A 13,432-nucleotide genomic window follows, 5' to 3' on the forward strand; every position below is an offset into this window, starting at 1 on the left:
CTAGGGTTTAGCTTTCCTGCACATGCTTCTGATACAGTCTGCGAAAGTAAAGCCCGAAAAGAACCAACAGGCCGGTAATGACTGCACCCAACACCATCCCTTTGACCAATCGGATTTCTGATCGTTTCAAGGGGAGCCTCGGAGAGTCGATGATTTGAATCAGCGGGGAATTATTGCGGTGGTTCACCTTGGCGATTTCCAGGTTTTTGACGATTTCCTGATACACTGCTCCGGTAGCCTGCACGTCGATCTGCCGCTTTCTGGTTTCCACAGTGGCAGAAGTCAGCAATGGGTTCGCATTGGGAACACGATCGGTAGCACTGGCGAAAGCGCCAATACTTTCATCCAAAATCGCCCGCACACTATCTGCCTGAGTCTGAAGGATTGCGACATTTTCGCCGGTCTTTTTGGTCTTGGTTTCAAAGTAAAAACTGTTCACTTTTTCCACCAGGGTTTCATTGAATGCCTTGGCGAAAAGCTCGTCCTTGGAAGAAATACTGACTTGAATGATACTGAGCTTACGGTCTGGCTTGGCTACACTGAGTTGTCTTTCTCGGATCAGTTTGGCTACTTCTTTGACCACCGAATCTTGGGTCACGGTGAAGCTTTCTCGGGGAACAGTAAAATCCAAGGCCGAAAAATCAACTTTGGAAGCCCATTTTTCATCCAGCTTTTCAAATTCGACAAAACGATCAATCAGGAGTTGATTATCGCCGAAAGGACTCAGCAATGTCTCACCGATCATTCTGTCTGAGCGATACAGTTCCATGATGTTATCCCCTTGAAAAAGCCCGCTGGTGCTTCCGAGTGAACCCAAGTTTACTCCCACCAAGGAAGCCAAACCGGACATCTGACCGATTCCAGCACCGTCACCTTCTTCCAATACGAAGGAAGTTTCAGCATGAAAAACCGGCTTTTTCAAAACCGAAACCAACGCTCCAAGTCCGACTCCAATTACTCCGGCAAAAACCAAGGTTTTCCATTTGGAAAGGAAAAAGACAAACCATTCCCCAAGGTTTTGGAAAACCTCTTTTAGGGTAAACTGATTGTCAGAAAAATGCTTGGATCCTTCCATTACCAATTTATTTGTGACGCGACCAATACCAAAGTAGCCAATGCAGTGGTCACTCCCACTACATCACCGAGACGAAGCGGAACCTTTGGTCCCTTGGTGGGAACGATCACTTCGGCCCCTGGTTCCACCGGTGGATAATTTCGGATTGCCAAAATCCCTTTGGTTCTCTTAACGGCGCCGTTGGCATAGACTACATAGGTTTGCTTCCTGTTGGCCCGCCGCTCAAAGCCTCCTGCACTGTTGATGTAATGCTTGAGACTGCGTCCGCTTTCATGACGGAGTGTAGTCGGGTAGACCACATCGCCGCGCATTCGGACGGTTTGAAGAAGTTTGGGCACGGTCAGAATATCTCCCTCCTCCAGGATCAGGTCTTCCTGAGATCCGGGATTCTGAAGGATTTTTTCCAGATTGATTGCCACAGCTTCGGACTCCTTGATTTTCACGGCGAAGCCTGGAGTTTCTGAAGCGATTTGATCCAAGGATTCCCGCTTGGCATTGGAAAGGAGCGTGTCAACCGGATTGACTTTTTCACTTGGCAAATCCCGGAACAGTCGCTGAAGCAATTCCTCCTGAGCCTCGGAATTGTTGGGGTCTTCGATCAACTTCATTTTCAAAGCCTCAAGATTTCGCTGTCTTCGGATTTGCTCGGATTCAGTATTGAAAAATTCAGTTCTTCGGATCAGCGTAGCACCCTTGGAATAGGCGAATTGGTTCAGTCCTCCTGCACGCTTCACCAAATCAGAGATTCGCTCCACGCTGGTTTGGATCGCAAAAATACCAGGGGCATTGACTTGGCCTTCGACCGCCACCAGCTTCTGCATGGTGAAATTGGCCCTTTTTCTCACAATCACCTGATCAAATGGCAAGAGTGCAGGTGAATCCGAACTGATTGACAAATCCGGATTGACTCGGGTAGGGATGATATCCGAAAGCGTACCAAGGTCGGAATCCTCCAGTCTTCTGGCGATTTCGATGTCCTGAGAATTAGCGGATTCCTGAAGTCCTCCTGCCAGAATAATCAGTTCCTCGATTTTCATCGATTCGGAATAGGGATAAGTTCCGGGCTTTTTCACTTCTCCCAAAATCTGAACGTAACGCTCATTTTGGATGTCGTAGATACTGGAAATCCGAACAACATCTTCCCGTTTTAGAATCACATCCGGTGCTGAACCAGCAAGCACATTTCTGAGGTTAACCTCAATCATTTCCGTGCTGAGGTCTTCTTTGGTGCGGAGAATACTGGCCCGTTCCGTGTACGCATCGCCTCTCAGGCCTTCAGCATTTTTCACCAATTGGGAAAGGGTCAGCCCTTCTGTAAGTGCAAACGTGCCTTCCCGATAAACGGCTCCTTTGATCTGTACCCGATTACTGTATCTGTCCAAAATCTTGCTAACCGTGATTTCATCGCCCCCTTTCAGGATAAAAAGATTAAACTGATTTTGGTAAACGTCTGAAACGGACCGTTGATTTCCGGTAATCCTCGAGATCGCCAAACGATCTTTAAACGCTAAGTCTGTAAATCCTCCAGCATAGCTCAATAAATCTTCGAGCGTATCTTCCTCCCCGATTTCAAAAGTCAAGGGACGTTTCACTTCACCGTTTACTTTCACTCTGGACTTGAAAGGTGAAACCAAAATCACATCCTGATCCTGAAGCTGAACGTCCAGGTTGGCAGTGCCCTTGATCAACAAATCATAGACATCAATCTCCGATACAGGCTTGTTATTTCTTATCAGTTTGATGGCTCGCATGGTGCCGTTTTCATTGGGTCCCCCTGCTGCATAGAGCGCATTGAAAACCGTGGAAAAAGCACTCAAGGTAAAGGTGCCCGGAAGCCTGACCTCTCCCATGATGTGGACTTTGATCGTGCGGACATTACCCAAAGTCACCTGCAAAAAAGTATTGGGATTGGGTCCCGAAAGGCCTGGATAAAATCTCGCCACTCGGCTTTTGATGATTCCCGTCGCTTCCTCGATGGTTTTTCCGGAGACAGATACTGGTCCAATATTGTCCAGTAAGACAAACCCATCGGGATTTACCGTGGCTTCGTAATAGTATTCCGACTGGCCGTAAATGTCTACAAAAACCACATCCCCCGGGCCGAGCACATAGCTTTTTGGAGTGGCTTGGTTGAGGCTAGGCTCAAAACTTAGCCGTCGGTTTTTTTGATAGAAAAGGGAAGTTCCGAAAATTTCACTTTCAGTCTCAGAAGCCAAAATTTCAGCCTGAGGCTGGTAAAGTCCCTGGGTAATTTGATTCAAGTCGAGTTGCTGCCTGGGTTCTCTTCGTGAAACGTTGGTACTTCGATTTGCCGAACCGCTCAAATTCAGTTCTTCGATTCGGCTTCGAAGTTTTTCAACTTCCGCAGAAGGCATTCCTCTTAGCTGAGCCATTTGAAGAAACTCATCCACCCCAAGGCCGGCCTCATTGGCCCTTTTTACGAGTTCTTCAATTTGCTCATCGCTGAGTTCGTCTACTTTTATGGTGTTCAGATCCGTATTTTGCTGGGCAACTACAGGTGGAACTGAAACGATCAGCAGGGCGATAAAGGCAAAAAAGTACCAGATTCTCTTGTATGAAATCATGAGCGAAAAGACTGTTCCGGGTGAATATCGGGCAAATATGGGACTTAAAAATCCGTCAATTTCTTAATTATACCAAATATAGCTCCAAAAACCGGGCTTCAAGCAGCCCGAAGATTCTACTACTCGGTGCAATTTCGGCAAATCTCGATCTGAGAACGGTCAGACAACAGCTGTTTCCGGAAATTGAAATACGGCAAAGAATTCCAAATGGATGCAAGTGAGCTACGGGTCAATTCTCCCATGACATGACTGGCATCTTTGTCAAAACAGCAGGGAACGACCTTTCCATCCCAAGTGACTACCGCCCCTTGCCACATCCTCCAACATTTGTTTTCCAGTTTCTTTTTCAGTTTCCATTTCCCGTTTCCGGCGGGAATATACCGGGAATAGCCAAGGTCTGATGGGATCAATTCGGAGCCGTTTTCGAACTCATAGATTTGGGTGGTTTTGAGTTGAAGTTCATCCACTTCCATAGCTTTGGCCCAGGATTTCAAGGCAGGGAGCTGATGCTCGTTTTGGCCGGTTACCAAAAATTGCAGGATAATTCTCGGAAAGGATTGACCGGATTTTTTCCGCTCCGAAATCAACAAATTCAGCCCATCCTGTACTTTTTCCAGACTTCCGCCAATCCGATATTGCTCATAGACTTCCTGTGTAATCCCGTCCATGGAAACGATGAGCTGTTTCAGACCGCTTGCCAAAATGGCTTTTACCTGCTTTTCCTGAAGGTAATGGGCATTGGTGGAAGTTGAGGTAAAAATCCCCTTGGAATCGGCATAGTTCACCATTTCCAAAAACCGGGGATTCAAAAACGGCTCTCCCTGAAAGTACAGGTGCAGCCAGGTCAAATGTCGGCTAACCTGATCGATGACTTTCTCGAATAGCTGCTCTTGGAGCATGCCTGTAGGCCGAGTAAAGGATCTCAATCCCGATGGACATTCCGGACAGCGCAAGTTGCAGCTGGTGGTCGGTTCGATGCTGAGCGTGGTGGGATTGCCCCACATCATAGGTTTCCCGAAGACTTGGCTCAAGTGAAACGAAGTCCGAAGCAGGAGGTAATTGATGACTTTCCGAAAAGTCAGAAACCGTAAAAATGCCAACCCGGTAATCCACTTGTTTTTCACCTCAGAAAGTACGGCAATGGCTGAGGAAGAAGCAAAAATGAAATACGCTAATCCGATTTTCGCCGTTTGAAATCCATATCGCCCGATTCCTTACTTTTGCAAAGCTTCAACTTGACTCTATGAGATTCACCCGCTTGGCTTTCCTGTCTATTTTGGTTTTTTTGGTTTTTGCCTGTGGTAAAAATACCGAAACCTGTGAACTGGATGAGGACATTCTGGATCAGGAACTCGAGGTAAAAATCACCCGACTGGAGGATGAATTTTTTGGTGCAAAAAGCAGTCAGGATTTCCTGTATCTGCTGGATCAGCATCCGGACTTTGCCGAGAGCTATCTTCAAAAAAGCCAATATGCATCTGCTGATTCTTTGGCACAAGACCTCCTGGCCATTCATCAGGACTCTGCCCTTCGGGTATTGTATGATTCGGTCAAAGTAGAGTTTGCCGACGTGTCGGATATTGAAAAAGAGCTCGAAAACGCTTTCAAATACATCAAGCATTACTTCCCGGATTTCAAGACTCCGAAAGTTTACACCTTCGTCTCAGGATTCAACTCTGACCTACTGGTCACAGAAGACATGATTGTGATAGGGTTGGACTACTTCCTTCCGGCTGATCATACCTTCCAACCGGATATCGCCAGGTATATGGCGGAGCGCTACGAAAAACCCTATTTGGTTCCGATGATCGTTTTGGCTATTTCCTCCAAATACAATTCAGTCAATCCTCAGGAAAACACCTTGCTTGCGGAAATGATCTACTACGGCAAGGCTTACCACTTTGTCAAAGCCATCCTTCCCTGCACCTCCGATCAATACATCATCGGGTACAAACCTGAAGAAATCGCCGAATGCTACGAAAACGAGGAATTCATCTGGGCGCACTTTGTGGAAAATGAATTGCTGTACGAAACGAATCCGTTCGAGATCCGGAAGTACATAGGGGAGGCACCATTTACTGATGCGATTTCCACCAAAGCTCCAGGAAGATTGGGACGATGGCTGGGTTGGAATATCGTGGACGACTACCAATTTGGTCAGGATGTTTCTCTTCCCGATCTGATGAAGGAATCGGATTCTGAGAAGATCTTCAGGCAGTCCGGATACCGACCTCGCCGCCCGGAGTAACCTTGGGTTTTGGCTGGACTACTTCAATAAGCCTGGCAATTGCAATTTCTTTTGAAAAGAGATTTTCGGCCAGCATTCTGGCATTTTGACCCATTTGGTCAATTTTGGAGGGGTGATTTTCCAGCTCTTCCAGTTTGGAAAAAGTGGACTCCAATTTTCCCGGCAAACAGGAAATCCCAAGCTGATGGGTTTTGACGAGATCATAAACCCAGCCTTTGTGATTGACCAAAATGGCCTTTCCCGAAGCCAAGGCATCAAAAAACTTATTGGGACTATTGGTCTTCAGGACAGGAAAGTGTGCAAAAGAAATCCAGGCGAAATCTGCCAGATTCAGAATTTCATTTACGTTATCCTTCGAACCAAACGGTACAAATCGGACATTTTTAAGGGATTTTTTCCCTGAAATGACTTCCAGCTTCTGCTTGTGACTGCCTTCTCCCATGACCAGGAAATTCCAGTTCTTCCCCGAATTTTGAGCCAATTCAGCCAAATCCAATAATTCCTCCACGGCATTTACCAAGCCCAAAGCCCCCGTGTAGGCAATAGTCAATCCGGATGAAAGCCCAAGCTGAATGGCTAATTTTTTATCTTTTTCTTTTGGGTAAAACGTGTTCAGATCAGAGAAATTCGGAATCAGGGCCACGGATCGGTCAGGACTTTTCTTTTGGATGTAGGAGGCGATTCCGGGAGAAAGCGCAACCACGCTCAACGCCTGATCATAAATTTTCTTCTCCAGTCGATAAAGCATCCGTTTCAACAACGGATTTTTGAGGACTCCTACCTGCACCGGTGCCTCAGGCCATAGATCCCTCACTTCAAAAATGTAAGGAATGGCAAATTTCCGCTTGCCCCAAAGCCCAATCATACCTGTAGAGAGAGGCGTCGAGGTGATGTACATCAAATCCGTCCTGGGAAGCTTTTTGACCAACTTTTTAGCCTTGATCACAAATCTCCAAAAAGCCCAAATCCTAAGGAGAAAGCCAAATTTCTGATCATAGCCCACAGGAAGATAATGAACCCGAATCCCTTCAATCCAGCGTTGGTCATAGTCTGGACCATTATGTGCAGTAATCATATCCACCTCGATTCCAGCCTGAACCAAGCCTTTGGCCAGGTGATAAGAACGCACTGCTCCTCCCTGCTCCGGAGTTCTGAAATATTGGTGGATGTAAATTACCCTCATAGCCGACGCAATTTCGTCCATTCTGCCAAAAGAAACAGATTGTAGAGTGTCAGAAATTGGAATTTCACTCCGTCCTCCGGGTAGCGAAGCAGTTGTCTAACAGGTTTCGTGAATTTTTCCCCGTGGCTTCGATCAAACTCTTTGAGTGTTGAAAAAACCCGATTGGAAAACTCTCCTTTTTCGCTAAGCCATTCGCGCAAAGGCAATCCAAAACCGAACTTTTTGCGATCAGCCACCCAAGCCAGGTTTTGATCCCGAAGTAGATTTTTGATCCAAGGTTTACCACTTAGCAAGGCAGGATCCTCCACATTTTGCCAAATGCCCAAAACAGAGGAATCCAAATAGGGAGATCGCCCTTCTATTCCATGTGCCATCAGGGCATTGTCGTGAATTTTTAGCACATCCTGAACGAGATATACTTGCCGGTCAAAATCCAGCATTCGCTTGTATTCCGCAAGGTTGGAATTAAAAATCCGCTCGTAATCTCCCTTCAGTTCGGACGAGGGATTTTGCAGCGCAGAAAAATTGAGAAAAGTCTGATTTGGGTTTTTCCGAATGCCCGAGGTGAATTTTTTCCATTCTCTTCCAAATGGCAGTTTCTCCAAAGTAGTAGACCAACTCGTCCAAAAGCGATATTGCTCCCAGTACCTCAAAAATGCAGCATGACGCTGATATCCGCCCCAGAGTTCATCTGCTCCTGCGCCTGAGACTAAAACTTTGACTTGGGTTTTTGCTGTTTTGCCAATCATCCAGGTCAAAAAACCTGCTGAATCTCCGATTGGGAGGTCAATACTTTGCAGGTACTCATCCCAGTTATTGAAAAAGACGGTTTGGTCAATTTCCAATACTCGGTGATTTATGGGAATCTGATTGGCCAAGCGGATGGCGGCATCCCCATCGGCATATTTAGAACGGTACTTTTTTTCAACCTGAATGGAATATCCCTGCAATTGAGTACCGGTTTCCTGATACCAGAGTGCATACAACAGACTGCTGTCTGCCCCACCACTGAGCATAATTCCAACAGGAACATCTGCATGAAACTGATTAAGTATTGTCCGTTTCAATGCGTCACGAAAGCTTTCCTGGGTCGGGGTTAGGATTCCTATTTGTAAGGGAATCGTATCCCATCGGAAGGTGTCATGGCGAAAGATCGTGCTGTACCTGCCCGGTTTCCATTCTCTGATCCCTCGATGAAAAGTTTTGCCGGGTGATGGGAACCGGAAATGGAAATAATGCTCCACCTGCTCCCAATCCGGGGCATGCTCTTGGATTTTTGCAATCCCTCCGGTCTCGGAGGAAATCACCAAGGTGTCCGGGTTTTGGGCATAATACAGGGGCTTTTCCCCATTTCCATCCCTGGCTACCAAGACTGATTTGTTTATCAGATCGACGTAAATCAGGGCAAACATCCCGTTGAGCTTTTCCAATCCTTTCGGACCAAAAAATCTCAGGTAATGAAGCAAAACTTCCGTATCGGACTGAGTGATGAAGTCGATCCCCATTTTGGAAAGCAGACTTCTCAACTCTTGAAAATTGTAAATTTCACCATTCAGGATCAGGAGGCTTTTTCCGTCAGGAGCCCATAAAGGCTGATCGGCATCAGGCCCGGGATGGAGGATTTTCAGTCGGTTGACACCAATCCAAAGACCTGCCCAAGGAGAATATATCGCGTCCTGATCGGGACCCCGATGACGGGCCGAATCGACCAAAGCCTGAATTGAATCTTGATTTGCGCCTTTTCCCCAGATTAAATGAATGCCGCACATTTATACTTCGGCATCCTCCTCTACTGCTTTTCCTTTGGTCTTTTCAAAAAACTTGCAAAAATGCGTTATCGGACATTCCTCGCACTTTGGCTTGCGGGCAAGGCAGGTATATCTCCCATGCAAAATGAGCCAATGATGCGCGACATGGATGTACTGCTTGGGGATGTTTTTAACCAATTGCTTTTCAACTTCCAGCGGAGTTTTGGCAGTCATTGGAACCAATCCCAATCTTCTTGAAACCCGGAATACATGTGTGTCCACGGCCATGTTCGGTTGATTCCATACGACGGATGTGATGACGTTGGCTGTTTTTCTTCCTACACCCGGAAGCTTGGTCAGTTCGGCAACTGTCTCAGGGATTTCCCCGCCAAAATCCTCCACCAACATTTTTCCCAAACCAAGCAAATGCTTGGTTTTATTGCTCGGGTAGGAAACAGACTTGATATATGGGAAAAGCTCATCAAATGAAGATGCGGCCAGGTGGGCCGGCGTCGGAAAATCCCGGAACAAGGCAGGCGTAACCATATTGATTCGCTTGTCGGTACACTGAGCAGAAAGTACCACTGCAATGAGAAGCTGAAATGGATTTTCATAATGAAGTTCCGTTTCGGCTGCAGGCATGTTTTCGGAAAAATGTTTGATAAACGCTTCGTAACGCTGTTTTTTGAGCATGGGGGTGAAAACAAATGTTTGGAATCTGAAGATAACTAAGCAATTGGAAGGTCGAAAGATATTCCATTAAATCTTACCCGGATAACCGGATTTGCCAAAATCGAAACGCTTGGAAAAGACTTCAGCTATGGCGAGAATTTCAGCCAAAAATGTGAAGATTTTTAATGATTTGACTAACTTAAAAAGGGCATCCTCAAGCAGAACTCTTTCAGGAAAAGAAATCGCTATAACTTGATTATTTGAGGCTTATCCAGGCTTTTTTAATTCTTCGGCACATGGGATTTTTAGTGATTTTCAGATTTCTTTTTGGAAGCGAATCTTACCAAGGGATTAGCGATCAACCAGTCACCCTATTTTCATTACGGGGTAAGCACCTGAAATTTTTTTCTCATCAAACGCAGATTTCACTTCTTCCAATACCAACCATCTAACCCTTATTTCAACTTAAAATTCTCTTCCTATGGAAAAATTTAATGCCTTCCCAGAAAAAGTATTGAATTGGCTGATTGATTTCGGCCCAAACCTGATCTCCGCAATTGCAGTCCTTGTCATTGGTATGACCATCATCAATTGGGCGTCCAGGATTCTCTCCCAAGCAATGGATAAAAAAAGTGTGGATAGTTCACTGCGCACTTTTGTTTCCAGTATGGTTTCCATCGGATTGAAAGTACTGCTTTTGATCACCGCTGCCGGAATGCTGGGAATTCAAACTACCTCATTTGTGGCCATTATCGGTGCATTGGGCTTGGCAGTTGGTTTGGCCTTGCAGGGATCCTTGGGAAATTTTGCCGGTGGGGTATTAATCCTAATCTTCAAGCCATTCAAGCCAGGTGAATTAATAGAATCCAACGGACAAACCGGAGTAGTGAAGGAAATTCAGATTTTCAACACCATCCTCTTAACTCCCGAAAATAAAACTGTAATCCTGGCAAACGGCGCAGTCAGCAATAACACCATTATTAACTACAGCAGACATGGAAACCTGAGAGTGGATATTAACATGGCCATTTCACCAAGTATGAATATCGAAAAAGCCAAAACCGTAGCCATGGAGGTCTTGAAAGCAAACGAAAAAGTGCTGAAGGATCCTGCCCCATCGGTGAATGTCCTAAAAGTCGGAGACGGGATGGTCACCCTAGCCATCCGGCCTTATGCCGATGAATCTCAGTATTGGGATGTGTTTTTTAGTCTTCAGGAAGAGATCAAAGTCGCTTTTGACCAAAATGAAATCGAAGGGCCAATTCCTACCCGACTGGTCATCAATAAAAACCAAAGCTCCACGGGGGTTCTTACTGATGATTAGAAACATAGAGCATTGGCCCCTTTGCGTTTCAAGGCTGACTTTTCTGCAATTATTTGTTTTTACAAAGTCTGCCCTAAAATAAATCCTGCCTATTGAAGACAATCCTTAACTTGATTCTTTGTCAAATCCCTAATACATGAAGTTTCTGCTCCCAAGCTTAATTCTACTGTTGACCATGAATTCGATCGTATATTCCCAATCCCGTCCCCGGGAACTTGGAGTCCATTTTGGGGTTTTGCCAACCGGGCCTTTGAATGCCATCACTGACGTGGCTGGTGTCAAGGTCGGCCACCTGACCAAAATTGAGGGGTCAACTATCCGAACCGGAGTCACCGCGATCTTACCTCATGGTGGAAATCTATTTCAGGAGAAGGTGCCTGCAGCAATTTTTGTCGGTAATGGGTTTGGCAAACTTGCCGGAGTCACCCAAGTGCAGGAATTGGGAAATATTGAATCTCCGATTATCCTGACCAATACCCTGAGTGTAGCCGCCGGAATTGAAGGCGTAGTCAAGTATTCAATGGCTCAGTCAAGAAATGAACAGCTGCAGTCCGTCAATGCAGTGGTAGGAGAAACAAACGATGGCTATTTGAATGAGATCCGGGGAATGCATCTTTCAACCGAAGACGTCATTCAGGCGATCCAGGATGCTAAATCAGGTCCTGTGCAGGAAGGTAATTTCGGCGCAGGAACAGGAACTGTATGTTTTGGCTGGAAAGGTGGAATTGGAACCGCCTCACGAAAACTTCCCGAAAGCTTGGGCGGCTATACCGTAGGGGTATTGGTACAGACCAATTTCGGCGGGAATCTTCAGATTGGAGGAGTCGCAGTTGGGGAAAAGCTGGGGAAATATCCCTTTCGTGATGCCCTGGAAAAATCCGACGGAAGTTGCATGATTGTCGTGGCAACAGACGCTCCCGTATTGGAGCGAAACTTGGAAAGGATGGCTCAACGCGCTATGATGGGATTGGCAAAAACCGGTGGTATTGCGTCCAACGGCTCGGGTGATTATGTCATTGCTTTTTCTACTGCCGAAGGACTGAGGATTCCGCATTCGAGCCAACCTCTATCCCTTCAAAAGGCTGAATTTCTAGGAAATGAAGACATGACTTCCCTTTTCCTGGCCGTGATCGAAGCTACCGAAGAGGCGATTATTAATTCACTTTTCGCAGCAGAATCAATGACTGGCAAAGACGGTAGGGTCGTGGAAGCCCTGCCCAAAGCTCAGGTTTTGGAATGGATCCACAACAAATAATCAGGGATTATATGCCTTCCAAAGTAGCAAACTGACTAAGAAAAACGCCAAAAGAAGCAATAAAACCGAAAGCAACGCTGCCACCGAATAGCGACTTTCCGGGAAGCTCTTCTTCAATATTCTCATGCTTTTGAGATGCTGCAAAAGCGAGAGAATCAAAATGATAAAAGAAATACTATAAAGGACCAAGGCAAGTTCACGGCCCGTAAAAGCTTCAAAAAGTGGTGTTTTCCCGGATTCCAGCCGGTTGAAAAAAAACTCATACACCCCAACCCCAAATGCCAGAATGGTTATGGATGTTCTTACCCAGGCAAGCTGCAAGCGCTCAAAAGCTGTTCTGGTCCGTTCGAGTTGGATTAGTTTTTTAGCCTTTTTCTTGAGGGGCTTTCCCCCGTCCTTTTCTTCAAGGAGATCATCCATACGTAGAGTTCTTTTTACTGGCTATGTTAAATAGAAATTCGGTAAGAAATCAGGTTAAGTCTAAACTACCTAGCCCAAAAAATTTAAGGGTATTCCAAACCCCGGCGGTCAAATCCTTGGACGGATTAATGATGCCACCTTCCCACAAATTACCCGGAATCTAATATGCCGTCCAGCCTCCGTCAGCAGTGATGACGGCTCCTGTAATGAAGGAAGAATCATCTGAAGCCAGAAACAAGGCAGTTTTGGCAATTTCCTCGGGTTCGCCCATCCGCGGATTGGACCCGATTCCCGAACTGCACAGAACTGCCCCTTCTGCATCCGGCTGGGCATTTTTCATGATGTTGGTATTAACTCCTCCCGGAGCAATTGCATTGCATCGGATGCCCTTTTTGGCATACATAAAGCCGATGTTTTTGGTCATTCCAATTAATGCGTGCTTGGAAGTGGTATAGGCAAGTCCTGCCCTCGCACCATTAAGGCCTCCGATTGAAGAAATATTGATAATCACACCCTTTCCTTTAGGAAGCATCTGGTTGATTGCAAGTCGACTGGTATAAAAGGGGCCGTTCACATTTACTGCCATGACTTTTTCCCACAGCCCATCTCCCAGGCGATCCAATGGAGTGAAATTGTCCATGATGCCGGCATTGTTGACTAAAATATCCAAGCCCCCAAACTCGGACAAGGTCACTTCGATCAGGTTTTTGACAGATTCTTCGCTTGAGACATCACAGAAAATTCCAATGGCATGTCCTCCTTGCTTTCGGATTTCCCCTGCGACAAGGTCTGCTTCGGTCTGGTCCAAATCAGCCAGGGCCACTTTGGCTCCTTCCTTGGCAAACAAGATTGCAATGGCTTTGCCCATTCCGGAGGCAGCACCAGTTACGATTGCGGTTTTGTTTTCGAGTTTTTTCATGAT

At 46.1% G+C, this 13,432-nt stretch carries 12 protein-coding genes; 4 read left to right on the top strand and 8 right to left on the bottom strand.

All coding sequences use genetic code 11. From position 1 onward, the window contains the following. Positions 1-7: 7 nt before the first annotated feature. From D0X99_RS01075 to D0X99_RS01085, 3 genes are all read right to left on the bottom strand, one after another. The gene (locus D0X99_RS01075; protein WP_119475797.1) at positions 8-1,075 is read right to left on the bottom strand and encodes a GumC domain-containing protein; all 1,068 of its coding nucleotides are present in this window, start codon (positions 1,073-1,075) and stop codon (positions 8-10) included. After that, a complete protein-coding gene (locus D0X99_RS01080; protein WP_119475798.1) occupies positions 1,075-3,660 on the bottom strand; it encodes an SLBB domain-containing protein in 2,586 nt (861 codons plus the stop codon). Before D0X99_RS01080 ends, D0X99_RS01075 begins: the two co-directional genes overlap by 1 nt. Before the next feature lie 119 nt (positions 3,661-3,779). Then, positions 3,780-4,784: a radical SAM/SPASM domain-containing protein gene (locus tag D0X99_RS01085; RefSeq protein WP_119475799.1), complete on the bottom strand. Its 1,005-nt coding sequence runs from the start codon at positions 4,782-4,784 to the stop codon at positions 3,780-3,782. On the opposite strand from D0X99_RS01085, the gene D0X99_RS20675 reads away from it, so the two are divergent. Next, a complete protein-coding gene (locus D0X99_RS20675) occupies positions 4,723-4,854 on the top strand; it encodes a hypothetical protein (RefSeq protein ID WP_262696707.1) in 132 nt (43 codons plus the stop codon). The two genes, D0X99_RS01085 and D0X99_RS20675, sit on opposite strands and share 62 nt — an antisense overlap. Positions 4,855-4,903: 49 nt before the next feature. Further along, positions 4,904-5,908 carry a gliding motility lipoprotein GldB gene (gldB, locus tag D0X99_RS01090; RefSeq protein WP_119475800.1) on the top strand — a complete coding sequence of 335 codons (1,005 nt, stop codon included), beginning with the start codon at positions 4,904-4,906 and terminating at the stop codon, positions 5,906-5,908. On the opposite strand, the gene D0X99_RS01095 is transcribed toward gldB, so the two are convergent. From D0X99_RS01095 to nth, 3 genes are read right to left on the bottom strand one after another with little or no spacing between them, the layout of a single operon-like run. Further along, positions 5,871-7,091, bottom strand: coding sequence for a glycosyltransferase family 4 protein (locus tag D0X99_RS01095; RefSeq protein ID WP_119475801.1), 1,221 nt, complete (start codon positions 7,089-7,091; stop codon positions 5,871-5,873). The two genes, gldB and D0X99_RS01095, sit on opposite strands and share 38 nt — an antisense overlap. Further along, positions 7,088-8,860, bottom strand: a complete 1,773-nt coding sequence (gene asnB, locus D0X99_RS01100; RefSeq protein ID WP_119475802.1) for an asparagine synthase (glutamine-hydrolyzing) — start codon at positions 8,858-8,860, stop codon at positions 7,088-7,090. Before asnB ends, D0X99_RS01095 begins: the two co-directional genes overlap by 4 nt. After that, entirely contained in the window at positions 8,861-9,532 is a 672-nt protein-coding gene (gene nth / locus D0X99_RS01105; RefSeq protein WP_119475803.1) for an endonuclease III, read from the bottom strand. Positions 9,533-9,992: 460 nt separating this feature from the next. Between nth and D0X99_RS01110 the strand changes: the two genes are divergently transcribed. Next, a complete protein-coding gene (locus tag D0X99_RS01110) occupies positions 9,993-10,835 on the top strand; it encodes a mechanosensitive ion channel family protein (protein WP_119475804.1) in 843 nt (280 codons plus the stop codon). A 136-nt stretch (positions 10,836-10,971) separates the two neighbouring features. After that, positions 10,972-12,090 (top strand): DmpA family aminopeptidase, encoded by a 1,119-nt coding sequence (locus D0X99_RS01115; protein WP_119475805.1) that lies wholly within the window; start codon positions 10,972-10,974, stop codon positions 12,088-12,090. Here D0X99_RS01115 and D0X99_RS01120 read toward each other — a convergent pair whose 3' ends face one another. Next, positions 12,091-12,510, bottom strand: coding sequence for a DUF202 domain-containing protein (locus D0X99_RS01120; protein WP_119475806.1), 420 nt, complete (start codon positions 12,508-12,510; stop codon positions 12,091-12,093). Between the two features lie 160 nt (positions 12,511-12,670). Continuing rightward, positions 12,671-13,429, bottom strand: coding sequence for an SDR family oxidoreductase (locus D0X99_RS01125; RefSeq protein WP_119476369.1), 759 nt, complete (start codon positions 13,427-13,429; stop codon positions 12,671-12,673). Positions 13,430-13,432 lie beyond the last annotated feature (3 nt).

This window comes from Algoriphagus lacus (genome assembly GCF_003583985.1).
In the GTDB taxonomy this organism is placed as follows: domain Bacteria; phylum Bacteroidota; class Bacteroidia; order Cytophagales; family Cyclobacteriaceae; genus Algoriphagus; species Algoriphagus lacus.

Bases quoted from the DNA above. Each gene is read 5' to 3' on its own strand.
- D0X99_RS20675 (WP_262696707.1), top strand. From the start codon at position 4,723: ATGACTTTCCGAAAAGTCAGAAACCGTAAAAATGCCAACCCGGTAATC.
- D0X99_RS01115 (WP_119475805.1), top strand. From the start codon at position 10,972: ATGAAGTTTCTGCTCCCAAGCTTAATTCTACTGTTGACCATGAATTCG.
- gldB (WP_119475800.1), top strand. From the start codon at position 4,904: ATGAGATTCACCCGCTTGGCTTTCCTGTCTATTTTGGTTTTTTTGGTT.
- D0X99_RS01125 (WP_119476369.1), bottom strand. From the start codon at position 13,429: ATGAAAAAACTCGAAAACAAAACCGCAATCGTAACTGGTGCTGCCTCC.
- D0X99_RS01075 (WP_119475797.1), bottom strand. From the start codon at position 1,075: ATGGAAGGATCCAAGCATTTTTCTGACAATCAGTTTACCCTAAAAGAG.
- D0X99_RS01120 (WP_119475806.1), bottom strand. From the start codon at position 12,510: ATGGATGATCTCCTTGAAGAAAAGGACGGGGGAAAGCCCCTCAAGAAA.
- D0X99_RS01095 (WP_119475801.1), bottom strand. From the start codon at position 7,091: ATGAGGGTAATTTACATCCACCAATATTTCAGAACTCCGGAGCAGGGA.
- D0X99_RS01080 (WP_119475798.1), bottom strand. From the start codon at position 3,660: ATGATTTCATACAAGAGAATCTGGTACTTTTTTGCCTTTATCGCCCTG.
- asnB (WP_119475802.1), bottom strand. From the start codon at position 8,860: ATGTGCGGCATTCATTTAATCTGGGGAAAAGGCGCAAATCAAGATTCA.
- D0X99_RS01110 (WP_119475804.1), top strand. From the start codon at position 9,993: ATGGAAAAATTTAATGCCTTCCCAGAAAAAGTATTGAATTGGCTGATT.
- nth (WP_119475803.1), bottom strand. From the start codon at position 9,532: ATGCTCAAAAAACAGCGTTACGAAGCGTTTATCAAACATTTTTCCGAA.